This window comes from Aminipila terrae (assembly GCF_010120715.1).
GTDB classification, from domain to species: Bacteria; Bacillota; Clostridia; order Peptostreptococcales; family Anaerovoracaceae; genus Aminipila; species Aminipila terrae.
The window spans coordinates 2,227,528-2,252,227 of record NZ_CP047591.1 but is presented as its reverse complement, the minus strand read 5'-3'; the positions used below and the strand labels follow the sequence as shown (position 1 = coordinate 2,252,227).

The following is a 24,700-nucleotide window of genomic DNA, read 5'->3' as shown; positions in this document are numbered from 1 at the left end:
TTTGTTATTATAACTATATTTTTTAAGAAATGGGAGATGAAAATGAAAACTGAATTAAAAGAAAAATATGGCCTGATTACTGCAATTGCTATGGTTGTAGGCATAGTAATCGGAAGTGGTGTCTTTTTCAAAGCAGAAAAAGTACTAAATGCTACTGGAGGTGACCTTCCTCTTGGTATTTTAGCCTGGGTAATCGGTGGTCTTATTATGATTGCATGCGCATATACCTTCGCAGTAATGGCAACAAGATATCAATATGTAAATGGTATCGTTGACTACGCAGAAGCCACAATGGGCAGTAAATATGGCTACTACGTAGGCTGGTTTATGGCACTTATTTATTATCCTACACTTACATCCGTTTTAGCCTGGGTATCTGCCAGATATACATGCGTATTATTTGGGTGGGACATTGTTGGCGGTCCATGTATGACTATTTCATGCTTTTTCCTGATTGGAAGCTATGCCCTTAATACTTTATCCCCTGTACTTTCAGGTAAGTTCCAGGTTTCAACAACCGTTATCAAATTAATTCCATTATTTTTAATGGCTGTTATCGGGACTATTGTAGGCCTTGGAAACGGTATGACTGCACATAACTTCACAACTGTGGTAAATCACGTAAACACTTCAAATGCTTTATTTACAGCAGTAGTTGCCACAGCTTTTGCATATGAAGGCTGGATTGTAGCTACCAGTATAAATGCCGAATTAAAGAATTCTAAAAAGAATCTGCCAATCGCTTTAGTTTGCGGAACCTTTATTATTATGGCAGTATATATTCTTTACTATGTAGGTCTTGCAGGAGCTGTTACTAACGAAGTTATGATGGCAGGCGGTGAAGCTGGAGCAAAACTTGCATTTGAAACAATGTTTACCAATGTAGGCGGTACACTTATCTTTGTATTTGTAATTATTTCATGTCTGGGTACCCTGAACGGACTTATGCTTGGCTGTACAAGAGGTATTTATTCTGTTGCTTCCAGAAAGCAGGGACCTAATCCTGAAATTTTTGGTCAGGTTGACAAAGTAACCAATATGCCTACAAATTCATCCGTTATTGGTTTACTATTATGCGCTATCTGGCTGCTATTCTTCTATGGTGCTAACCTGGCTTCTCCTACATGGTTTGGATTCTTCTGTTTTGATTCATCAGAGCTTCCAATAGTATCCATTTACGCATTATATATCCCTATCTTCATTATGATGATTAAAAAGGAAAAGGATTTACCAGCATTTAAACGTTTCTTTATGCCTATACTTGCTCTTGCAGGCTGCGTATTTATGATTATTGCCGCTTGTTTCTCACATGGTAAAGCTGTCATAGCATATCTGATTGTGTTTGCAGTTATCATGTTTATCGGTGCAATATTCAGCAAACAGAAAAACGTTGCTTAAATAATACTTATGTAACAAAAAGTCAGATACACTTTTGTATCTGACTTTTTTATTGATAATCAAACTTCATTATATTTGCTTTTTATGAAAAACATGAAATAGCATCTCTGATATTTGACACTCCCACAAGTTTTACATTTTGCGGAGGCTCTTTAATGGCAAGTTCATTTTTTTTCGGTAAAATTATTCTTGAAAATCCCATTCTGCTTGCTTCTCTTACAATCTTCTCACAGTTCTGAACAGATCTCAAATCTCCGGTCAGTCCGATTTCACCCAGTGCCAGGGTTTTCCCTGACGCAGTCTTACCTTTAAAGGAAGAATATATAGCAAGGGCCACGGCCAGATCCGTAGACGTACCGTCTGGCCTTAATCCCCCTACAACATTGACGTATACATCCTGGTTTATGAGAGACAGACCCGCTTTTCGTTCAAGCACTGCCAGCAGCATGTTCAGCCGGTTATTATCAATGCCAATGGCAGTTCTTCTGGCAAAACCAATATTTGTAGGGGCTGTTAACGCCTGAATTTCTAAAAGCAAAGGCCTTGTGCCTTCATAAACTGCAGTAGCTATAGCTCCTTCCGCGCCTTCCTCCATTCCCTCAAGAAAAGTTTTAGATAAGTTTTCAATTTCAACCAGACCTTCTTCCATCATCTCGAAAGCCCCGATTTCACTTGTAGTGCCAAATCTATTTTTAAAGCATCGTAGTATCCTTAACTCCTGGTTTCTCTCCCCAGAAAAATTAAGAACACAGTCCACTAAGTGTTCCACTATTTTAGGGCCTGCAAGTTCTCCTGATTTCGTCACATGAGCCACTATAAATATTGGAATATTTTGTACCTTTCCCATTTTCATCAATTCGTTTCCGCAAGCCCGCACCTGGGAAACACTTCCTGGTGCAGAATCCAGTTCTGGTGAATACATAGTTTGTATGGAATCTATAATAATAAATTCCGGCTTTAATTCCTCTGTGACATTTATGATATTTTCCATATTGGTTTCAGCCAGTAAAAACAGATTCTGTATATTGCCTTTACATACTCTGTCTCCCCGCATTTTAATCTGTTCTTCCGACTCTTCTCCAGAAACATATAGTACCTTCCCATATTGTCCGGCGATGTTTGAGGCTGCCTGAATTATAATTGTAGACTTTCCTATACCAGGTTCTCCTGATATGAGCGTAAGAGAACCTTTGACCAGTCCTCCTCCTAAAACCCTGTTTAACTCTCCTATGCCGGTATCAATTCTTGAAAAATTACCCGACTGGACCTCTGATAATCTGGATGCTTTCACTCTTTGCCTGGCATTTCCGCTTATATTAGCCGTAGTTCTGCTTCTGCTGTCATTTTCATTCACAGGGATTACTTTTTCTTCTACCATGGAGTTCCAGGCTCCACAGATGCACTGTCCCATCCATTTAGCAGTCTCGTAACCACATTCCTGGCATACAAATATAGTCTTTGCCTTTTTCATCTTTTACCCCTTTATATTCTTTTCAGCTATAAAACCTGAATGTTACTTATTTTTTCTATTCTCTTAGTATAATTTATATTAGATAAAATGCCAACAAAAAGGGAGCAATAATAGTTTGCTCCCTTACTTTTTAATTCAAATATTACTCTATGCCTCAGTTTCAGCCTTATGTTTGGCTATAATTTTTTCAGCTAAATGAGTAGGTACTTCTTCATATCTCTCAAATTTTTGTGTAAATGATCCTCTTGCCTGAGTCATAGCTCTCAGGGATACTGCATAATCAAAGATTTCAGCATGAGGAGCCTCTGCAAGAAGCTTTTGTCCACCTCCCTGAAGTGGTTCCATTCCCAGAATTTTACCCCTTCTCTTGTTCATATCTCCCATAACATCTCCCATGTATTCATCCGGAACAGTGATTTCCATATGCATAACTGGTTCCAGAAGGCATGGTTTGGCCTCTACGATGCCCTTCTTAAAGGCTAATGAAGCTGCTATTTTAAATGACATTTCATTTGAGTCCACATCATGGTAAGATCCATCATAAAGAACGGCTTTTATATTTACTACTTTACATCCAGCCAGAGGTCCTTTATGCATAGATTCCATCAAGCCTTTTTCTACTGCTGGAACATAGTTTTTAGGTATGGATCCGCCGAATAATTGCTCTGAGAATTCAAATTCCTGTTCTGATGGGGAAAATCTGATATGAACATCTCCGTACTGACCCGCGCCGCCGGATTGTTTTTTATGTTTTCCCTGTACATCGGAATTTCCTTTTATAGTTTCTCTGTAAGCAATTTTCTGAGGTACAGTTTTTACGGAAACACCAAATCTGTCTTTCAATTTTGCTATGATAATTCCCAGCTGGATTTCACCCTGACCACCCAGTAGTGTCTGATGGGTTTCATTATTTCTTGTTACTATAAATGATGGATCTTCCTCTCTTAGTTTATTGAGACCTGTTCCCATCTTTTCCTCATCACCTTTATCCACTGCTTCAATAGCTATAAAGTATGAAGGTTCAGGATAATCTAGAGGTAAGTAACGAATGATATCACTCTTGTCACAAAGAGTATCTCCTGATAATGTATACTGCAGTTTGGCTACGGCGACGATATCACCGGCTTCAGCATAATTCAGTTCCAACTGGTTTTTCCCTCTGAGGAAAAATAACTTTCCTAATTTCTCTACTTTATCGGACCTCTCATTTAAAACTTCTGTTCCTGAATTTATTTTTCCTGTGATAACTTTCATAATGGAAATCTTACCAACAAACGGGTCAACAATAGTCTTAAATACAAAGGCTGACATTGGTGCATCCACCACAGATTTTCTCTCAATATGCTCATTTTTCTCATTAAATCCATAATAAGGTCCATGTTCCAAAGGAGTAGGTACATATGTAATAAGTAAATCCAGCAATCCTTCAATTCCATGTCCCAATGAGAACGCAGAAGAGCACACAGGAACAATAACCCCATCAGCTATTCCGTGTCTTAATCCACTTCTGATTTCATCATCTGTAAAGTCATCTCCATTAAAATACTTGTCCATAAGTTCTTCATCTGTCATGGCAATGGCTTCTTTCAGACCTTCATCTATTTCTGCTGAAAGGGGCCAGCTAAACGGAATAAGTGTATCTCCAAACTTTGCTTTTAATTCGTCAAAAGTCTTATAAAAATCAAATTCATCTTTATCTCTCTTATTTATAACAATAAATCTTGGTTTCTTATATCTCTCACAAGCCTTCCAAGCCTGTTCAGTTCCTACCTGAATACCTGCACCTGCATCCACAAGAATCACTGCAGCTTCGGCAGCTCTCAGTGCTGCATTCACTTCACCGATAAAATCGAAATATCCTGGGGTATCAATAAAGTTAATCTTGCTATCTTTCCATTCAATAGGAACAACAGAAGTGTTAATTGAATATCCCTTTTCAATTTCCATCTTGTCGTAGTCAGATACTGTATTTCCGTCTTCAACTCTGCCAAGTCGGTTAATCACGCCTGTTGCCAATAAAGCTGATTCCAAAAATGTAGTCTTACCACATCCGCCATGTCCAACAAGTGCAACGTTTCTAATAGTATCGCTCGTATAGCCCTTCATAAATAAGCCCTCCCAAAATTATTTTTTGATAATGAATCATCATGTATACACGGATCATTACACCCTCATTATAACATTGGAGTTTATATATGGCAAACAAAATCGTCAGAATATTTGATTTATCTGACGATTCATCGTTAGTTTTTCAATCTGTAATCGCACTCTTTTAACCCTTTAGTCTCCCAGTAAATAGTGTAACATTTTTTCTGGATTCTCCAAAAAACTTCTGGACAGCTGATAGTGTTCCGTCTGTTTATAATCTACCATTTCTATACCTGACTCCGTAAACTGATAGATTGTGGAACGAGGAAAAGTCATGAGAATCGGTGAATGAGTGGCTATAATAAATTGGGAATCTTGTTTCACTAATGCATCAATCTCCGCTATCAGGGACAGAAGCCTGGTTGGTGAAAGAGCAGCTTCTGGTTCATCAAGAATATACATTCCTTTTCCACCAAATCTGTTCTGCACTAAAGAAAGAAAACTTTCCCCATGGGATTGATTATGCAGGGATTTCCCTCCATAGTTTCCGGAAAGATCTAACTCATCCACATTGGTAGCAAAATTGTAGAAACTTTCTGCCCTTAGGAAGAAACCATCCTTTGCATATCTGGATTTAGAGATAGTTAAATACTCACACAGTTCTGAATGGGTTTTGTTGGTTGAAAAATTAAAATTCTTTGTCCCCCCCTCTGCATTAAATCCATACGCAACAGCAATAGCTTCCAGCAAAGTAGATTTTCCTGTGCCATTTTCTCCAACAAAAAATGTTACATTGCTTGAAAATGAAATAGACTTATTATTTATGAGATATTTAATAGCAGGCACATGACAAAGGTAAGAGTCTCTTGGGATTTCTTCATTGAGAATGGCACTATTAATATACATTCTATCCATGTAAACATCACCACCAGTTAAATTATTATAATAAAGTAAAATGAAAAATTATCTTTAATTAAAAAAGGCCTGCTAAAATAACCCAGTGACACCTGCACCATTATTTTAATAAGCCTTTTCTTATTAGCTATTAATCTGCGTTTTTTCTATACATCACGTGTCAGTTCTCCCCGGAGATCGCTTTCCATAAGAAGTCTGATTTCTCTTGGCTCATAGTGCTTGCTCAGCAAATAATATAACTTTGTAACTGCAGCCTCTACAGTCATATCAAATCCGCTTATGGCTCCGGCTTCAGCAAGAGGCTTACTAGTCTCATACTGTCCAATGGTAGCAGAACCCCTATGGCACTGAGTACAAACGATGATATACGTCCCATTGGACTTGGCATTTTGCAGCATCCGGATCATTGAATCGTCATTCTGTGGTATATTTCCTGCGCCAAAAGCCTCAATAACAATCCCTTTTAGTTTTTCAGTCATGATGTTTTCAAAGATTTCAAATTGTATGCCAGGGAAAATCTTTAATACTGCAATCTGATTATTTTCAAAGGGGCAAAAGCTCAATTCTTTGCTTTCCAATCTGATTCTTTTTTGATTTAAAGTGATATTTACCCCAGCCTCTGCTAAAGGCCCATAATTAGGAGAATCAAAAGCAATCAGCATATCCGAACTAACCTTTGTTGACCGATTTCCTCTTATGAGTTTTCCGCCAAAATAAATACATACTTCCGGTATATTATATTCGGCCGCAATAATCATGGAAGTTATCAGATTTTCTCTTGCATCACTTCTCACTTTACATAAAGGGATTTGTGAGCCCGTGAGAATAACAGGTTTTGACAATCCCTGCAGCATAAAGGATAAAGCCGATGCGGTGTAAGCCATGGTATCTGTTCCGTGCATAACCACAAAGCCATTATAATCACAATACCGTTCTCTTATATCTTTCCCAATCTGATTCCAGTTTTCAACGGTAATATTAGATGAATCTAAAAGCGGTGTATATTCAATAAAATCATAGTCTGGTATCTCAGGCTCTCTAAATTCCTGCATTCCCCTTAAGGTCTTCTCCATATATCCGGGAACGGGAGCATACCCATACTCTGTCTCTTTCATTCCGATAGTACCGCCGGTATAAATAATACAGATTTTCTTTTTCACAACTTTTCTCCTTTAGAATTCAGCTGTCTTTGGAGTTCTTGGGAATGGCAGTACATCTCTGATATTGCTCATACCTGTCACATACATAATAATTCTTTCAAATCCCAGACCATATCCTGCATGTTTAACACCACCGTATTTTCTGAGATCCATGTACCACCAGTAATCTTCTTCATTTAGTCCAAGTTCCTTCATGCGGGAAGATAGTACGTCATATCGTTCTTCTCTCTGGCTTCCTCCTATGATTTCTCCAACTCCTGGCACTAAAAGATCACACGCAGCCACAGTCTTGTTATCATCATTTAATCTCATATAGAAGGCCTTTATTTCTTTGGGATAGTCCGTAACAAACACAGGTTTCTTAAAGATTTCCTCGGTAATATATCTCTCATGCTCTGTCTGCAAATCAATGCCCCATTCTACAGGATACTGGAATTCTTTACCAGACTTAAGAAGTAAATCCACAGCTTCTGTATAAGAAATGCGTGCAAAGTCATTGCTTACAATGTTATTCAGTCTGTCTGTCAGTCCCTTGTCAACAAAACTGTTAAAAAAGTCCATTTCTTCAGGTGCATGTTCAAGAACATAGTTAATGATATACTTAATCATAGATTCAGCCAGGTCCATATTGTCTGTTAAATCTGCAAAAGCTACTTCCGGCTCAATCATCCAGAATTCTGATGCATGTCTGGCTGTATTAGAGTTTTCAGCCCTGAATGTTGGCCCAAAAGTATATACATTTCTAAATGCCAATGCAAACGTTTCTGCTTCTAACTGTCCACTTACAGTTAAGCTTGTTTCTTTTCCAAAGAAATCCTGGTCATAATCAACCTTTCCGTTCTCATTCTTCGGTGGATTTTCCATATCCAGGGTTGTAATCCTGAACATTTCTCCTGCGCCTTCGCAATCACTTCCGGTTACAATAGGAGTATGCACATACACGAAATTCTGATCCTGAAAGAACTGATGAATTGCATATGCAACTAAAGACCTGACTCTGAAAACAGCTGAGAAAGTATTGCTTCTAGGTCTTAGATGTGCAATTTCTCTCAGGAATTCAAGGCTGTGCCTTTTTTTCTGAAGGGGATAATCTGCATCTGCTCCAGCTTCTATTTCAATTTCTTTAGCTTTTACTTCAAACGGCTGCTTTGCATCCGGAGTCAATACCAGAGTTCCTCTGACCATAAGGGCTGCCGAAATTGGTGCTTTTGCTATTTTTTCGAAGTTTTCAATCATATCCTGCTCATAAACAATCTGGACAGATTTAAAAAACGAACCGTCATTCAGCTCTATAAATCCAAATTTATTTGAACTTCTGTTGGTTCTCACCCAGCCTCTTATCATAACTTCTTTTTCGGCATGAGCAGCTGTATTTCTGTAAAGCTCTCTTATCTGTATATCTTTTCCCATTTTTCTAAACTCCTCGTCCTTTTTCTGGGCCTGAAAGGCCATATAAATCTATTGTATATGAAATAAGCCCCTTATGCAAGGGCTATCATCCATTATTTATCAATCGGTTTCATTGTAGGGAACAAAATAATATCTCTGATTGACGGGGCATTTGTTATAAGCATAATCACTCTGTCAATACCGATTCCCAAACCTCCTGTTGGAGGAAGTCCCACTTCAAGTGCATTTACAAAATCTTCATCCATTGGATGTGCTTCATCATCAGTGCCATCATCCAACTGTGCCTGTTGTTCTTTAAATCTTTCATACTGGTCAATTGGATCATTTAATTCTGAGAATGCATTGGCAATTTCCCAGCAGTTCACATAAGCTTCAAATCTTCTTGTGATTCTTGGGTCTTGTGGATCCCTCTTAGCAAGAGGAGAAATTTCAACAGGATGTCCTGTTACAAAGACAGGTCCGTCAAGATATCCCGGTACATCTTCACAGAATTCTTCAAACATTTCTGCCAGAATCTTACCTCTTGTCATGCCTTTTACTTCATCTTTGTCCATACCCTGTTTAATTGCAGCAGCCCTTGCTTCTTCATCGGTTACGATAGCAGCAAAATCCACTCCGGTAATTTCTTTAATGGCATCTGCCATATTTAATCTTCTCCAAGGAGGTGTAAGGTCAAATTTCTTTCCCTGATACTCAATAACCATACTTCCTGTAGCTGCCAAAGCTGCCTGTGAAACAACCTGTTCCGTAACCTCCATCATGGTATCCATATCCGCGTAAGCCATATAGCATTCCATAGAAGTAAATTCCGGATTGTGATTTCTGTCCATTCCTTCATTTCTGAACATTTTACCCATTTCGTATACTCTGTCCAGACCACCTACAATCAATCTCTTCAGGAATAATTCATTGGAGATACGAAGTTTCATATCTAAATCAAGTGTATTGTGATGAGTTGCGAATGGTCTTGCATTAGCACCACCTGCAATGGTTGTTAAAATAGGTGTATCCACTTCCAGATATCCATATTTGTTTTCAAGAACATCTTTAATGGAATGGATAATCTTTGATCGCTGTATAAAAGTATTTTTCACCTCAGGATTTACAATAAGATCCACATACCTTTGACGATATCTCTGATCCTGATCTTTTAATCCATGGAATTTATTTGGAAGTACCTGTAATGATTTTGAAAGTAATACTATTTTGTGTATTTTAATAGAAATTTCACCATGTCTTGTTTTGAAAACTTCACCTTCTACCCCACGATATCACCAATATCATAGGTTAGAAATATTTCATATTCCTCTGGTGTAATAGCATCCTGTCTTACATAACCCTGAATTCTTCCCTGTTTATCCTGAATATCAATAAAGGAAGCCTTTCCCATATGTCTGTTTGCCATCATTCTGCCCGCACAGGATACGCTCTTGCCTTCTGTCTCTTCAAAGTTATCCTTGATATCCATGCTATAAGCAGTTACCTTCCAGTTTTCAATCAAAAACGGATTTTTTCCCATTTCCTGAAGTTTCTTAAGTTTCTCTCTTCTTATCAGTCTTTGTTCGTTAAGCTTCTCTTCTGAAAGCTCTTCTTCAACTTCCGGATTTACATTTCTGTTTTCTTCTGTACTCATAGTATACCTCTTACATCTTCTCTATATTGTGATGCCTGGTACTCAGGCTGTCTTACTTGTAAATATCTAAAATCTCATAATGCATAAGGCCATCAGGAACCTGAATTTCAACTACTGAGCCAAGTTTTTGTCCCATAAGCGCACCGCCTACAGCAGATTCGTTTGAAATTTTCCCCTCGAAAGGATCTGCTTCTGTGGAACCAACTATTGTGTACTCAGCCTCGAGGCCAGTCTCCTGGACCTTAATTTTGACTTTAAGCCCAACATTAACATGGTCTTTGGGCATTTCATTTTCATCTATAATTTTTGCTTTACGAATCATTGTTTCAAGCTTATGGATTCTTTCTTCCAGTTCTGCCTGTTCATTTTTCGCAGCATCATATTCAGCGTTCTCAGATAAGTCACCATAGGAAATGGCTTCCTTTAATCTTTCTGAAACCTCTTTACGTCTTACAGAAACTAACTCTTCATGTTCTGCTACAATTTTATCGTAGCCATCTTTGGTTAGTAATATTTCTTCTGCCATATTTCCATTCTCCTTTCGACTACTGTCGTATCGTAATATTATACTCTTCAGACTACTGAAAGTCAAGAATAACCATATTAAACCAATTGATTTAATAGTTCATTTATTTCTTCAAAAGACTTCTTCTGGTTTACCTCTGCCCGCAGATGAGCAGACCCTTTTATGCCTTTGAGGTACCAGGCAATATGTTTTCTCATTTCACGTACACCCACATATTCTCCCTTTTCTGCCAGTACATATTCACATTGTTTTTTGATAACAGCAAGTTTTTCTTCTACTGTGGGAGCAGGCGGCTTTTCCTCCCCCTTGAAGAGTGCCAGTGCATCTCTGAAAATCCATGGATTTCCCTGAGCGCCACGGGCAATCATCACCATGTCACATCCAGTCTGGTCGAGCATCCGGAGTGCGTCTTCTCCTGAAAATATATCACCATTCCCGATAACAGGTATCTGAACAGCCTGTTTGACTTTTGCAATCATTGACCAGTCCGCTCTTCCTGTATAATACTGTTCCCTGGTTCTTCCATGAACGGCAACGGCGGCCGCTCCAGCCGCTTCAGCAGCCCTTGCTACTTCAACCGCATTTATGGAATCACTGTCAAATCCAATTCTGATTTTAACAGTTACAGGCTTCTTTGCTTCTGCTGCCGTAACCTGCACCAACTTATAGATTAAATCTGGGTTCTTCAATAGGGCAGAACCCTCACCATTTTTTACAATTTTAGGAACGGGACACCCCATATTTATATCCAGCACTGCATTGGGCCTGTCTGCTAATGTTCTTGCCGTATAAGCCAGTATATCCGGTTCACATCCAAATATCTGATACGCTACAGGGAGTTCGTCTTGATAGGTCCTTAACAGGCCATCTGTATTTTTATCTTTATAGTAAAGTCCTTTACCGCTGACCATTTCCGAATATACCATTGCGGCCCCCATCTGCCTGCAGATTCTTCTGAACGAGGAATCTGTTACTCCTGCCAATGGGGCAAGCAGGAATGGATTTTCCAGTTTTACTTTTCCAATAATGATATTTTTCAATTGCTACCTCTCTATTTAAAAGAAAGCTGACTTAAGATGATTGCTACAAACCACATTAAGACAGCTTCTGTATTACATATATATCGGATTATTTTTTATGACCTTTGTTTTTTTCATATATTAACTGCAGTCCTTCAAGAGTAAGCATCTTATCTACATGATCAATGCAGTCAATGCCCTTTTCAATTAATGTGGCAAGACCTCCTGTAGCAACAACAGTGGCTTCTTTATTGCTTTTGGATATGGCAGTTAGTTCCCTTTTCATTTTTTTCGTAATATAATCAACCATTCCCATGTGACCATATACAAGGCCTGACTGCATACTTTCTATGGTATTCTTGCATATCACATGTCCAGGCTCTTCCAATTCAACCTTAGGCAGCTTCGCTGTCTTTTCGAATAGTGCATCCGAAGCTATTTTCACACCCGGTGCTATGGTGCCTCCCAAATATTCTGCATTCTCCGTTATTGCGCAGAAAGTTGTAGCAGTTCCAAAATCTATAACTACCAGAGGGCCGCCATACTTAGCATATGCTGCCACAGCATTTACTATTCTATCTGCTCCCACCTGTTTTGGATTATCATATTTGATTATTAAGCCTGTCTTTATTCCCGGGCCAATTACTATAGCCCTTTTATTAAAATATTTCATGGACAGGTGTTGTAGCGTATACAGTACGGAAGGAACTACAGTTGATATGATTACATCCTTTACTTCCTGGGTGTCAAGCCCTTCATAGGTAAATAATTGGTTGATTACCATACCATATTCATCAGCACTTTTATTGTTGTCTGTTTCCAGCCTCCAGTACTGAATCAACTTTCCTTCTTTAAATACACCTAAAACTATGTTTGTGTTCCCTACATCAAATGCTAGTAGCATGGTTTTTCTCCTTTGCTCATGGGTTAATTAGTCCGGTTTCCACAGGTTTCAATGTCATGGGTTATAATGTTCTGACATGCTCCAGGATAACCACGGCTTTTCTTTGGTAAAAATTTAACTAGATTAGTATACATTTAAACATACAAAATTTCAATAAATTTTCACAAAAATGTGCTTTGCATTAAAACACTTTTACTTCATATATTGTACTATATGTTTATGGTCAGATAAAAAGGAGGGATTTCTTTGGACTCAAAATTAATAGAAAAATTACAGACTTATATAAAGGCTGAACTGGGAGATGCCGCTTTATACCGGGAGTTAGCCAAGATGGCTCCCAATGAAATGCAGATGAATTTGCTTATGGATATGGCTGCAGATGAGCAAAGCCATGCAGATGATTTTAAAATTATTTACAAGGACTTAACAGGAGAAGTTTATCGGCCGCCGATACCGCCTAGTAACCTGAATATGCCTTATACTGACATACTTCGGGATCGTGTCATCGATGAAACCGGGGATTTCAGAAAATACATGCACGACCACCAGGAATATTTTGCCGATGAAACTTTAAGAGAAGCGTTTTTCAGAGCGGGAATAGACGAAAATGTCCATGCTGTAAGACTGTTAAATTTTATCAACAGTCCGGAGTAATCTTGCCCTGATATAAGAAAAAAACAAGTGAAGCACTTCAAAAATGATTCACTTGTTTTTATTTTTTGCCTTAGTTAAACTATTTAATGGTAACCAATACGTCATTTGCTTTGACGGAAGCACCTTTAGCAACCTGAATTGTGTCAATAAGTCCATTTGTAGGTGCTAAAATCTCATTTTCCATCTTCATCGCTTCTAATATCACAAGAATATCACCTGCTTTTACTTCCTGCCCAGGTGTCACTTTAACGTTCAGCACTGTTCCAGGCATTGGTGCAGTTATCGTCTGTGCACCGGCTGCCATAGGAGCTGGGGTTTGAGCTGGAACTGGAGCCGGAGTGGTTTTTGGAGCCGCTGTGGCTTTAGAAACACGGGCTGCTGCCGGTTTCACCACTGGTGATACAGCAGGTGCAGCATTTTGTCCTACTTCCTCAACCTCTACCTCATAGGTGTTTCCATTAACTTTTATATTATATTTTTTCATTTTTATAATCTCCTTTTATGACCCGTCCAGTTTGTGCAACAAATTGCTGAAAGGTCACACTCTAAAAATCACAAAGTCATTTTTATAGATTTTATATTTAATAACCTATTCTACTTTTCAGGCATTCAGCTATGGCTGCATTTCCCCATGAATCGCCCCCAATTCTTGTAATCCTTCGTACCACAAGTTTAGTGTTGGGTGAAATTCCCGAATCCTGTTCATATGCTGTAATAGCTGCTGAAATTACTGCTGCAAGTTCAGCATCATTTTTCACTGCATTTAATGATGATTTCATTAAGCTACCCTCCTAAAGTGGAATATTTCCGTGCTTCTTAGCCGGTAATGACTGCCTCTTAGAGCTTAGCATGTCAAAACCGCTGATGATTCTCTGCCTTGCTGTGGCAGGTTCAATAATATCATCAACATATCCCATCTCGGCGGCTCTATATGGATTATTAAATATTTCTTCATATTCAGAAATCTTTTCCTCTCTTTTTGCCATAGGGTCTTCAGCACTTTTTATCTCTTTCTTAAAGACAATATTTGCAGCACCTGCAGCACCCATTACAGCAATCTGAGCAGAAGGCCAGGCAAGAACTAAGTCCGAACCTAATTCTTTATTGCACATTCCAATATAAGCTCCTCCATAGGCTTTTCTCAATATCATGGTTATTTTAGGAACCGTAGCTTCACAGTATGCATAAAGCATTTTTGCTCCGTGCCTGATAATTCCACCAAATTCCTGATCTTTTCCCGGCAGGAAGCCCGGTACGTCCTCAATGGTAAGAACCGGAATATTAAAGGCATCGCATCGTCTTATGAATCTTGCAGCCTTGTCAGAGGCATTGATATCAAGGCATCCTGCGCCAACATTAGGCTGATTAGCGATAACCCCCACCGTCTTACCGTCCATTCTGATGAAACAGGTAATGATATTCTTTGCATAAAGAGGCATAACATCATAAAGCTTCCCCTCATCAGCAAGCTTTGCGATGATTTCATACATGTCATAAGCTTTATTGAGATTTTCCGGAATTATATCGTTAAACTCTGGAATCAGTCTGTTAGGGCTATCATCTGTTGCATATTCTGGTGCTTTTTCCAGGTTGTTGGATGGCATATAAGAAAGCAGTTCCCTAACCTGCAGCAAAGTTTCCGTATCATCTTGTCCAATAAAGTGAGCAACACCGCTGATGGAGTTGTGAGTCATTGCTCCCCTAAAGTTTCAGAGGTAATGTCTTCACCAGTTACAGTTTTAATAACCTGAGGCCCGGTTATAAACATCTGGCTTGTCTGGTCAACCATAAAAATAAAATCTGTAATTGCAGGAGAATAAACGGCTCCCCCGCGCAAGGCCCCATAATCACTGATATCTGGGGAATAACTCCGGAAGAGATGGTATTATTGTAAAAAATCTTTCCAAATCCTGAAAGTGCATTTACTCCTTCCTGAATTCTTGCTCCTCCCGAATCGTTTAAGCCAACAATAGGTGCTCCCATTTTAAGGGCCATATTCTGCACCTTAACAATCTTTTCTGCATGATATTCTCCCAGTGAACCACCGAGCACAGTAAAATCCTGAGCATAAGCAAATACAAGTCTGCCATCTACCATACCATAACCTGTTACTACGCCATCTCCAGGAGCTTTTTTACCATCCATATCAAAATTGTGGCATCTATGGGAAACAAAAACGTCCATTTCCACAAAACTTTTTTCATCAAATAAAATATCCAGTCTTTCTCTGGCTGTCAATTTTCCGCTTGCGTGCTGGGTATCTATTTTTTTCTGTCCCCCGCCCATAGCGATTTCTGCTTTGAACTGTAAAAGTTCATCAAGCTTATTCATATATACTTCCTCCTAACAATAAAAGTAGGCTTTTTTATAAATAGTAACGCAGTATACATCAGAATAAATATATCTCATCTTCTGCGTTTTTGCAATAGGCTTTAGTTTTTATAAAGCAAGTCAGCAAATTCTGTTAATTCTCCTGCTGTCTTTTCAGAAACCTTACAATTCTCTGGCAGAATGATAAGAATTCCATTTTGTTCTATAAAATCTCTGCTTGAAGCGGCGGAAATGATTTCCCCGCCTCCCATGGTTTTACCCCGATATAAAGAGATTGGTACGGATATTTTATTATTGAATACATCTTTTCTCACATAATTGCTGTAAACCTGACTGACTGTTTTCACTCCATTCATATCAATGTAAACATATCTTGCTGAATCCATAATAATATTAACTGCACCAAGCTGTTTTAATGTTTGTGACAGTGGAACAATTACATTTCCGCTGATAGATTTCTGCGGAGATATCAGTTCATCTCCTACGGTATAGCTTCCGCTTACTCCATTATTATAGAAATAGTAGTTACCGGATTTGGCTATAAAGGACTCTGACAGAATTTTAATTGCATCCTGGAAATACTTATTTTTATCAGCCTGGGACATTACCGCCATGAAGTCTGGGTACTTTTTCAAAACCTTTAATCTGTAATCATATTTCTTGTCCAGAATTCTAACCTGCCCACTATTTTTTGTAAGTGTATATTCCATTGTATATATTGGCAGGGAGGCTTCCTGACCGGACTTGTTTGATGCATCCCAAAGTTCTATTGTGAGGTCATGTGGTTCTGAAGATGAATCCTTGATTTCTGCCAGTCTGTCTTCAAGATTTTTTCCATCAAGTTTATAACTAAAAGCCATATGGCTCAGGTTTCCATGAACTTTTACCGCCCGGACTGCATTTTGCAGCAGTATTGCATCTGTAAGTTTTACTTTCCTTCCAGTCCCATTTGCCTGCATCAAATAATATTCTGCCCCGTATCCCTCAATTTCAGAAGGTGTCAAAACGCTGGAATATATTCCATATGCTCCCTTTACAAATTGTTCCCGGGCCTCTTCCACTGTATCAACAGGATGTGTGTAAACTATAATACCATCTTTTGACAGTTTTTCAGGGAGTCCCTTTACCCAATAATCTTTTCCAATGGTAACTGCATAAATATTATTCTTTTTTACAAAATCTAAAAGTTTACTGTAATCAATTTTATCCTGCATATATAATGTAAATATAATATCCTTATATCCAAGAGAAGACACTGCTTGAAACTGGCTGTAGTCATAAATCTGAGGAATCATGCGATTTACATAATCCGGATATTTTTCCGAAATCGCTGTAAGCAGCTTTATATTATCTTCTTTAGTATCTGTTACAATCCTTACCTGGGGATATTGATCCAGTATTTTGGTAAGCTTGTCAAAGGTCAATGCCTGGAACCTGCCGCATATCAGCTGATTGCTGAATTGATTCAAAGTCAGTTTATTATCAAATTTCCTGCCCAGATAAGTTGTGACTGTTCTATCCCAGTCATGAAGCATAATGATTTTATTATCAGAAGAAAATTCCATATCCAGTTCGATTACTTTAAAGCCATTGTTTATTGCCTGCATCACTGCGTCCACTGAACTGGAGGTATCAAATCCATCTACGGTTCCGCCCCCATGTGCAATCATCTTCTCGTAAATTCTGGGGTGATTTTCCTTATCTAGAGATTCCGCTTTGCCCTTTTCAGCAGACTGTCCAAACGATAAAGTAGTAGCCATTGCCACGGCAACAGCTACTACAATAATTCTGGTTAAATATTTTCTTATTTCATCTAAAACTATACTGTTCATTTTACTATATTCATTCCCTGCTAATGGACAACCCGTTCCAGTCTCTTCAGGGCTAATGCGATGGTCAGCCCAGGTATTACACGGTTGCCTGTTATTTCTACATCAAGAACTTCATTGATTTTCTTCAGTCTATACTGAACTGTATTGGTATGTATGCCCATAAACTCTGAGGTTTTAGCACTGTTCATACCCGCATCAAGTACAAAGGTCTCCAGTGTTTCTAATAATTGCCTGCCCTTATTTTCCTTTGCTTCTTTAAAAGGTTCCAGTAGCTCAATATAATTCTTTTTAACGTATCCTCCCTGAAGCTGTATATTAATGCAATTGCTTACCAGTGCAAGTTCATACTTGGTAAATACTCTCTTGTATGGGAATACGTTTTGAACAAATCCCCATGATTCACTAATCAGCCGATATGCATCTGCTGCACCTTCAATGCCGTCTAATCCTGTTACATGAAAAATTCTCACGGTTTTTTCTTCTTTTAGCTTATTAAATAAACTGATACAGCAAGCTCTTTTCACGGATTTTGCATCTTCGGCCTGTACTTTTCTGTTTAAAATCATGCCGTAAGTTTCTTCACCTTCGGTAATCTTCATGATTCCTAACTCTTCTTCTTTTTCAAAATTGAGCAGGACTCTGTAGCCTTCTTCGTTTTCTATACCTCTTGCAAAGAAAACACTTAATATATCCTCGCTGTCTATGCCTGCTTCCTCCTTAAGAGTATAAGCAAGGCTCTTGTTTCCACGTCGTAATGCTTTTATGAATTCTGCCCGGGCATCTCTCTCCGGGGTATATTTCCACATACCCATAGCCAGTTCAATGATTTCTGCTAACTTTGTAATCTCTCCTGCAGAATAAGAATCTTCATTATCTACAATAAACATAAAGTATTTTTCGCCGTTAATCATAACTGGTCCCCAGTAAGTCAGGACACCATTTACATCTATCATGGTATATACGGCAGATCTCTCAACATCTCTTTCCCTGCCCAGGTTAATTGCGTCCTGTATGGTAGCTTTATGTCTTGTTTCTATAGACAGAATCGGATTAAAATCCTCGCTTAATAAAATTAGCTGAAAATCGTTATTAATTGCAGCTTCTCTTACTGCAGACTGGAAGTTGCTGTGTTTTTCAAAATTCAGCAAGTGGAAAATAGTATTACTGATAAGTCTGTTTCCAAAATTATCTCCATACAGAATATCTTCCATCACCTGTTTTATAACGTCTGCATATCGGATATCTTTATCATTTGGCATTACTATAATAGGAAGACCCACTCTGTCAGCAGTAGCAAGCACTTCCTTCTTCAGGTCAAGTTCAGGTGATTCAACATAAAACAACACTAATGCTGCTGTTCCTGCTTCTGACAGAGTTCTGATTATTTCAATCTGCTTGTTCTCATCAGCTTTTGAATTGAAAAATCCAGACAGAACCATTTCACTGTCATGGGCAAAATAACTTCTGACTTCATCGATTTCAGTTGTTTCCAAAACCGAAACAGTTCTTACTCTGCCCTCAATTTTCTTGGTTCCTGCTACTATTCTTGCATTTTTAAAGATTTCTAAGGCAAGACAATCTTTTACTGTAACCTTCATAATATTTACCTATACCTATTTCTTTTCTTCGTCATCGGATTGATCATCTTTTTCTTTGTCCTTATCTGTTTCAGATTTGGATAGTGATTCTTCCTCAGATACATCATCATTCATATAGTCTGTATCAAATGCTTCAAGTAAAGCTTTTTCTCTGTCTTCAGCTTCCTTCAGCAGTCTTTCTGTTTCAGCAGCTTCCTCTGCATTTGCCTGCTTCTTTACTTCTTCTCTTTCCCTTACATGATTTAACAATTCTTCAGATGTGAATTTCCCTGTGTAAAGTGCTTCGAACTGTTCTCCATCCAGTGTTTCAATTTCAAGTAAAGTTTTTGCTACCACATGAAGTTTATCCATGTTTTCTGTCAAAATCCGTTCGGCCTCTTCAAAAGCATCCTCAATAATTTTTCGGATTTCATCATCAATTTCTCTGGCGATTTCTTCCGAATAATTTTTTCTGGTCTGATAGTCATTTCCCAAAAATACTTCGTCAGTGGAACTATAGTTAATAGGTCCCAGTTTTTCACTAAATCCATATTTGGTTACCATATCCCTGGCAATTTCAGTTGCTCTCATGATATCATTGCTGGCACCTGTACTTATATCATCCAGTGTCAGTTTTTCAGCAACACGCCCACCAAGGAGATGAATAATCTGTTCTCTCATAGTTATCTTTGTGCCATAGGATCGGTCTTCTTTAGGCAGAATCATGGTAAATCCACCAGCCCGTCCTCTTGGGATAATGGTAATCTGATGAACCGGATCTGTCTTAGGCAGTGCTCTTGCTACAATAGCATGCCCTGCTTCATGATACGCAGTAAGCCTTCTTTCATTCTCATTAATAACCCTGCTCTTCTTTTCCGGTCCGGCAATAACCTTTGTAATAGCCTCTTCAATTTCATCCATACGGATTTTTCTTCCATTTCTCCTTGCTGCCAGTAATGCTGCTTCATTTAGCAGATTTTCGATATCCGCAGGAGTAAAACCCGGTGTTCTTCTGGCCAGTACTTTTGGATTAACGGATTCATCCAGAGGCTTATTTCTGGAATGAACTTCAAATATAGCTTCTCTTCCCTTTATATCAGGAACGCCGATAACAACCTGCCTGTCAAACCTTCCTGGTCGAAGCAGGGCTGGATCAAGGATATCAGGTCTGTTAGTTGCCGCCAGAATAATGATTCCAGTATTTTCTCCAAATCCGTCCATTTCTACCAGCAACTGGTTCAGAGTCTGTTCTCTTTCATCATGGCCTCCGCCAATTCCAGCTCCTCTTTTTCTGCCAACAGCATCAATTTCGTCTATAAATATAATGCAAGGTGCATTCTTTTTTGCCTGCTCAAATAAGTCTCTTACTCTGGAAGCACCAACACCAACAAACATTTCAACAAAATCAGATCCACTGATGCTGAAAAATGGTACCCCTGCTTCTCCTGCTGTAGCTTTTGATAAATAAGTTTTACCAGTTCCCGGAGGTCCTACAAGTAATATACCCTTAGGAATTCTGGCTCCCAGGTCACGATATTTCTTAGGATTTCTAAGAAAGTCAACAACCTCTGCCAGTTCTTCCTTTTCTTCATCAAGACCTGCAACCTCTTTGTAGGTTACTTTCTTCAATTCATCATCTTTGTGCATTCTGGCTCTGCTCTTACCGAAAGACATCACCTTTCCTCCGCCGCCACCCTGATTCATCATAATGAACCAGAAGAAAACCAATGCAAGAATCATGATTAATGTAGGAAGCATGGAGATATACCAAGGGGTTTCCTTTGGTTTATCACTACTGTAGATGATTCCTTTTTCCATCTGCGGGTAAATATACTGATCACTGACGATACTGATATCCGCAATAGATGGTGCATAAGATATGATTTTGTCACCATTTTTCAGGGTAGCTTTAACAGTGTAATTGGTAAGGTTTACCTCTTTCACATTTTCCTTTTGGAGCTGAGTAACAAAGTTTGAAAAGGCCACTGTCTTTACTTCTTTCTCCTGAGGAACTCCCTGGTAGGCCCATGCCATCACCAGCACAATAGCGAAAATAGCTACATAAATCCCCATATTTTTTGCTAATTTTTTCAACGGTCTAAATTCCCCCTATATATCTTTTGTTTATTTGCAATTAATACAATCCCTAAATTGTGTGATACAACCAATTTTAATGTATTTTCACAAGATAGTTTAATTATTTTATCATAATTTCTCTAAATATTCAAGCAGAACTATATCCTTTGTATCGTTGTCCAGCTTGTAATTTTCGCTAATCCTTCCTCTTTTCATGCCAGTTTTAAAGCCACTTACGTCATCGCCTATAATCCATATGACCTCATCGCCAATACAAACCATAGGAACCTGGTCACGACATTCTTTATATACCTTCTCATCTACAAACATATCCTGAAGTTTTTTTCTTCCGTTCATGCCAAGAGGAATCATCCAGTCACCCTGTCTTCTTGTCCTTATCTGGAGCATTACCTGTATTTCATCAGTCAGTTGCTGGTCAAAGTCTTTATTTTTCTCGTCCTGATCTTCAATATCATCAAAATAAGGCGTATTTCTGTTCCATATTTTTTCCAGAAGTTTACTTAAGTCTAAGGCTGCAAATCTCCTTGTGCCATTTTTAGAGATATCTTTTAAATTTCCCTCATTCTTTACTATTCTTATCATCAGTCTTGATTTTAATTCAGTATTTGAAACATATCCCAAAGTCACTGGATCATTTTTAAAGAATCTTACTTCCCCATAAGATACAGCAACCCCGTATCCTTTTGGAAAATCCGCACTGGCAGAATCATTATCTCCGTCAATAATTTTATCCGCGGACTCCAGATGTGCTGAGGTGATTCCCTGGTCCAGACCAATGGTCTCAAAAGCTTTTTTTACTACTCTGTGCCGGATAGCCGGGTGCATTTCTTTTAGCTGTGTCAGACTAAAGGAAATCCCCTGGATTTCTTCCTGAGGCCCCCCGACTTTGTCATTGACTACAACAGCCCCCTGCTCCATAGCCTCCTCCACCTGCATATCAAAATAATCTTTATCATCTTTGGCAATTCTGCTTAAACGGTTCAGACTCTCAACTACATTGATATTAAAATCTTTCTCCAGTTGTGGGATGAGATTTAAGCGAATCTTATTTCTCGTATAAATTGGCTCACTGTTTGTATGGTCAATTCTTGGGTTGAGGTTATTTTCCCGGCAATAATCCTCTATATCTTTTCTTGCCACGTCCAGAAGCGGCCTGATTATAGTTGTTCCATATTCTCCTGCTCTGGAGTATTCAATACCTGCAAGGCCATCCGTTCCAGTGCCTCTGATGACTCTCATAAGTAATGTTTCTGCCTGGTCATTCAGGTTATGGGCTACTGCCACTTTAATTTGAGATGGCTTATATCGTTTATCGTCGATTAATTGTTTTGCAGTGTCATAAAATGCTTTATATCTCACAAACCTTCCTGCTTCCTCACTGCTTATACCCTTTTCTTCTGCTATGGCATTGCAGTCATATATAAAACTCTGACACGCTATACCTCTTTGTCTGCACAATTCTTCAACATATGCCTGGTCCTCCTCTGCTGCACCAGGTCTAAATTTGTGATTCACATGAACTGCTGAAAGGGTGAACTGTAATTCATCAGACAAATTCATTAACGCATTAAAAAGGCACACCGAATCAGGGCCTCCTGAAAGTCCAATGATGATGTGCTCATTTTTTTCTATCAAATTTTTATCTAAAATTGTTTTTCTTATTTTATTCTCCATCATAAACTTTAGTATATCACAAGTGTCTACTGATTAGCAATCTGCTCTGCTAAATCATTTAAATACACCCATCGTTCCATTTTTTCAGTCAGTTGCTCTTCAAGAGCTGCTTTATCTGCCATTAATTCCTGGAGTCTGGTATAATTGCTGGTCTCTTTTGAAATTCTTTCTTCTACTTCACTGATTTTCTGTTCAAGCTCTGCAATTACTTCATCAATAACGGTAAATTCACGCTGTTCATTATAAGTAAATTTTAGTTTTTTTGAAATATTCCTGTCATTATCTTTTTGACTGGAATCATCTTTTTTATGGTCCTTTTCTGTATTTGACAAAGTTTTTTCCTGGTCTTTAAGCTGTGTTTTTTCCAGCTTTCTAATCTCCATATAATCTGTATATCCACCAGGATAATGGCCTATGTTGCCATTCTCTTCATAAACAAAGGTCCTTATGGCAATACGGTCTACAAAATACCTGTCATGAGATACAACGATTACTACTCCGGGGAAATTGTCCAGATAGTCCTCCAAAATAGTTAGTGTATCAATATCAAGGTCATTCGTAGGTTCGTCCAGCAGCAGAACGTTAGGTGCCATCATCAGTATTCCCAGAAGATAAAGTCTTCGTTTCTCTCCTCCTGAAAGTTTATTGATTCTTACAGAATGGATATGTCTGGGAAACAAGAATCTTTCAAGCATCTGGGCTGCTGTTATAGTCCCCTCCGTTGTCTCTACATTGTAAGCAATACTTTGAACATAATCTATTATTCTCATAGATAAATCCATATCTTCACTTTCCTGTGAAAAATAACCAAACCTTACAGTTTCCCCTATTTCTATGGTTCCGGTGTCTGGAACTTCCTGACCCATGATCATTCTCAGGAGAGTAGATTTTCCAGTGCCATTTTCTCCGATTATGGCAATTCTGTCATTTCTCAGCACTGTATAGGTAAAATCCTTAATTAGTAATTTACTCCCATATGCCTTTGTAATATCTTTTATCTCAATTACCTTTTTCCCCAGCCTGCTTGATAAAGAGCTCATTTGTATCTTGGATTCATCAATAGCCATTCTGTTTTTTGCCAGTTCTTCAAATCTCTCAACGCGGCCCTTTGCTTTAGTAGTTCTGGCCTGGGCCCCTCTCCTGATCCATTCCAGTTCACGTTTATATAAAGTTTTCCTTTTTCGTTCCGTGGCCAGGGCCATTTCTTCCCTGGCAGCCTTGTTTTCCAAATATGCCAGATAATTTCCCTCATGCCTGTAAAGTTTCCCATCGTTTAATTCCAATATACGGTTAGATACTCTGTCTAAAAAGTACCTGTCGTGGGTAACCATAAAAATAGCTCCCTTAAAATTCTTCAGATATTTTTCCAGCCATTCAATGGTGTCACTATCCAGGTGATTAGTAGGCTCATCCAGGATTAACAATTCCATATCCGCAACTAAAACCCCAGCCATGGCTACTCTTTTCTTTTCTCCTCCGGAAAGGTTTTTCACTGATGCATCAAAGGCAGTAATACCTAAATCCATAAGCATAGCTTTGCATTCATATTCTGAAGCTTCACGTTTATTTTCTTTTAATATTTCCATCATCTGCTCCAGAATTGTATTGCCAGAGTCAAAAACGGGCATTTGCGGTAAGTATCCAATTCTTACCCCTTTTGTCATGGTAACCGTACCTTCATCTGCATTCTCAATTCCTGCAGCTATTCTGAGTAACGTTGATTTTCCGGTTCCATTAACACCTATAAAGCCAATTTTATCTCCTTCATGAATGCTAAATGATAAATCCGTTAAAAGCGGATTCTCTGTGTATGACTTTGAAATGTTTGCAGCGTTAAGTAGTATCATTTTTTCCCTCATTATATAATAATTCAATTTACTTTTTAAAATATTTTCCTGTTGCTGCAAAATATCTGGCAGCACTCTTATTACTTTTCCTAGTTTACAGGAATGCTATAAATTTTGCAAGAGTACGGAACATACGTAAAATGATAATATTTTTAATATTTAAT

17 protein-coding genes and 2 pseudogenes are annotated in these 24,700 nt (G+C 38.5%); 2 read left to right on the top strand and 17 right to left on the bottom strand.

Going from position 1 to position 24,700, the window contains the following annotated elements; genetic code table 11:
• Positions 1-42 precede the first annotated feature (42 nt).
• A complete protein-coding gene (locus tag Ami3637_RS10640) occupies positions 43-1,398 on the top strand; it encodes an APC family permease (protein ID WP_162362563.1) in 1,356 nt (451 codons plus the stop codon).
• Positions 1,399-1,480: 82 nt separating this feature from the next.
• On the opposite strand, the gene radA is transcribed toward Ami3637_RS10640, so the two are convergent.
• From radA to Ami3637_RS10595, 9 genes and pseudogenes are all read right to left on the bottom strand, one after another.
• Entirely contained in the window at positions 1,481-2,869 is a 1,389-nt protein-coding gene (radA, locus tag Ami3637_RS10635; protein WP_162362562.1) for a DNA repair protein RadA, read from the bottom strand.
• A 147-nt stretch (positions 2,870-3,016) separates the two neighbouring features.
• Complete coding sequence (locus Ami3637_RS10630) at positions 3,017-4,975, bottom strand: elongation factor G (RefSeq protein WP_162362561.1); 1,959 nt, start codon at positions 4,973-4,975, stop codon at positions 3,017-3,019.
• Between the two features lie 174 nt (positions 4,976-5,149).
• A complete protein-coding gene (locus Ami3637_RS10625; RefSeq protein ID WP_279286665.1) occupies positions 5,150-5,863 on the bottom strand; it encodes an AAA family ATPase in 714 nt (237 codons plus the stop codon).
• A 155-nt stretch (positions 5,864-6,018) separates the two neighbouring features.
• Positions 6,019-7,032, bottom strand: a complete 1,014-nt coding sequence (gene ansA, locus Ami3637_RS10620) for an asparaginase (RefSeq protein WP_243157987.1) — start codon at positions 7,030-7,032, stop codon at positions 6,019-6,021.
• 12 nt (positions 7,033-7,044) lie between these two features.
• Entirely contained in the window at positions 7,045-8,442 is a 1,398-nt protein-coding gene (gene asnS / locus Ami3637_RS10615) for an asparagine--tRNA ligase (protein ID WP_162362559.1), read from the bottom strand.
• Between the two features lie 92 nt (positions 8,443-8,534).
• Positions 8,535-10,075: pseudogene (gene lysS / locus Ami3637_RS10610) on the bottom strand (lysine--tRNA ligase).
• A gap of 52 nt (positions 10,076-10,127) precedes the next feature.
• On the bottom strand, positions 10,128-10,601 hold the full coding sequence (gene greA / locus Ami3637_RS10605) for a transcription elongation factor GreA (RefSeq protein WP_162362558.1): 474 nt from the start codon (positions 10,599-10,601) through the stop codon (positions 10,128-10,130).
• 77 nt (positions 10,602-10,678) lie between these two features.
• On the bottom strand, positions 10,679-11,632 hold the full coding sequence (gene dusB / locus Ami3637_RS10600; RefSeq protein WP_202931128.1) for a tRNA dihydrouridine synthase DusB: 954 nt from the start codon (positions 11,630-11,632) through the stop codon (positions 10,679-10,681).
• Positions 11,633-11,729: 97 nt separating this feature from the next.
• Positions 11,730-12,524, bottom strand: a complete 795-nt coding sequence (locus Ami3637_RS10595; RefSeq protein WP_162362556.1) for a type III pantothenate kinase — start codon at positions 12,522-12,524, stop codon at positions 11,730-11,732.
• A gap of 246 nt (positions 12,525-12,770) precedes the next feature.
• Between Ami3637_RS10595 and Ami3637_RS10590 the strand changes: the two genes are divergently transcribed.
• Positions 12,771-13,178 carry a ferritin family protein gene (locus tag Ami3637_RS10590; RefSeq protein WP_162362555.1) on the top strand — a complete coding sequence of 136 codons (408 nt, stop codon included), beginning with the start codon at positions 12,771-12,773 and terminating at the stop codon, positions 13,176-13,178.
• A 79-nt stretch (positions 13,179-13,257) separates the two neighbouring features.
• On the opposite strand, the gene Ami3637_RS10585 is transcribed toward Ami3637_RS10590, so the two are convergent.
• The 8 genes and pseudogenes from Ami3637_RS10585 to Ami3637_RS10550 all read right to left on the bottom strand — a co-directional run bounded on the left by Ami3637_RS10585 (position 13,258) and on the right by Ami3637_RS10550 (position 24,536).
• Positions 13,258-13,662 (bottom strand): biotin/lipoyl-containing protein, encoded by a 405-nt coding sequence (locus Ami3637_RS10585; protein ID WP_162362554.1) that lies wholly within the window; start codon positions 13,660-13,662, stop codon positions 13,258-13,260.
• A 97-nt stretch (positions 13,663-13,759) separates the two neighbouring features.
• Complete coding sequence (locus Ami3637_RS10580; protein ID WP_162362553.1) at positions 13,760-13,957, bottom strand: hypothetical protein; 198 nt, start codon at positions 13,955-13,957, stop codon at positions 13,760-13,762.
• 12 nt (positions 13,958-13,969) lie between these two features.
• Positions 13,970-15,464: pseudogene (locus Ami3637_RS10575) on the bottom strand (acyl-CoA carboxylase subunit beta).
• A 146-nt stretch (positions 15,465-15,610) separates the two neighbouring features.
• Positions 15,611-17,341 (bottom strand): glycerophosphodiester phosphodiesterase family protein, encoded by a 1,731-nt coding sequence (locus tag Ami3637_RS10570; RefSeq protein WP_162362552.1) that lies wholly within the window; start codon positions 17,339-17,341, stop codon positions 15,611-15,613.
• 20 nt (positions 17,342-17,361) lie between these two features.
• Positions 17,362-18,939 (bottom strand): PucR family transcriptional regulator, encoded by a 1,578-nt coding sequence (locus tag Ami3637_RS10565; RefSeq protein ID WP_162362551.1) that lies wholly within the window; start codon positions 18,937-18,939, stop codon positions 17,362-17,364.
• A 15-nt stretch (positions 18,940-18,954) separates the two neighbouring features.
• Positions 18,955-21,012: an ATP-dependent zinc metalloprotease FtsH gene (ftsH, locus tag Ami3637_RS10560; RefSeq protein ID WP_243157986.1), complete on the bottom strand. Its 2,058-nt coding sequence runs from the start codon at positions 21,010-21,012 to the stop codon at positions 18,955-18,957.
• A 111-nt stretch (positions 21,013-21,123) separates the two neighbouring features.
• Positions 21,124-22,650: a tRNA lysidine(34) synthetase TilS gene (tilS, locus tag Ami3637_RS10555; RefSeq protein ID WP_162362550.1), complete on the bottom strand. Its 1,527-nt coding sequence runs from the start codon at positions 22,648-22,650 to the stop codon at positions 21,124-21,126.
• A 65-nt stretch (positions 22,651-22,715) separates the two neighbouring features.
• Positions 22,716-24,536 (bottom strand): ABC-F family ATP-binding cassette domain-containing protein, encoded by a 1,821-nt coding sequence (locus tag Ami3637_RS10550; RefSeq protein ID WP_162362549.1) that lies wholly within the window; start codon positions 24,534-24,536, stop codon positions 22,716-22,718.
• Between the last annotated feature and the right edge of the window lie 164 nt (positions 24,537-24,700).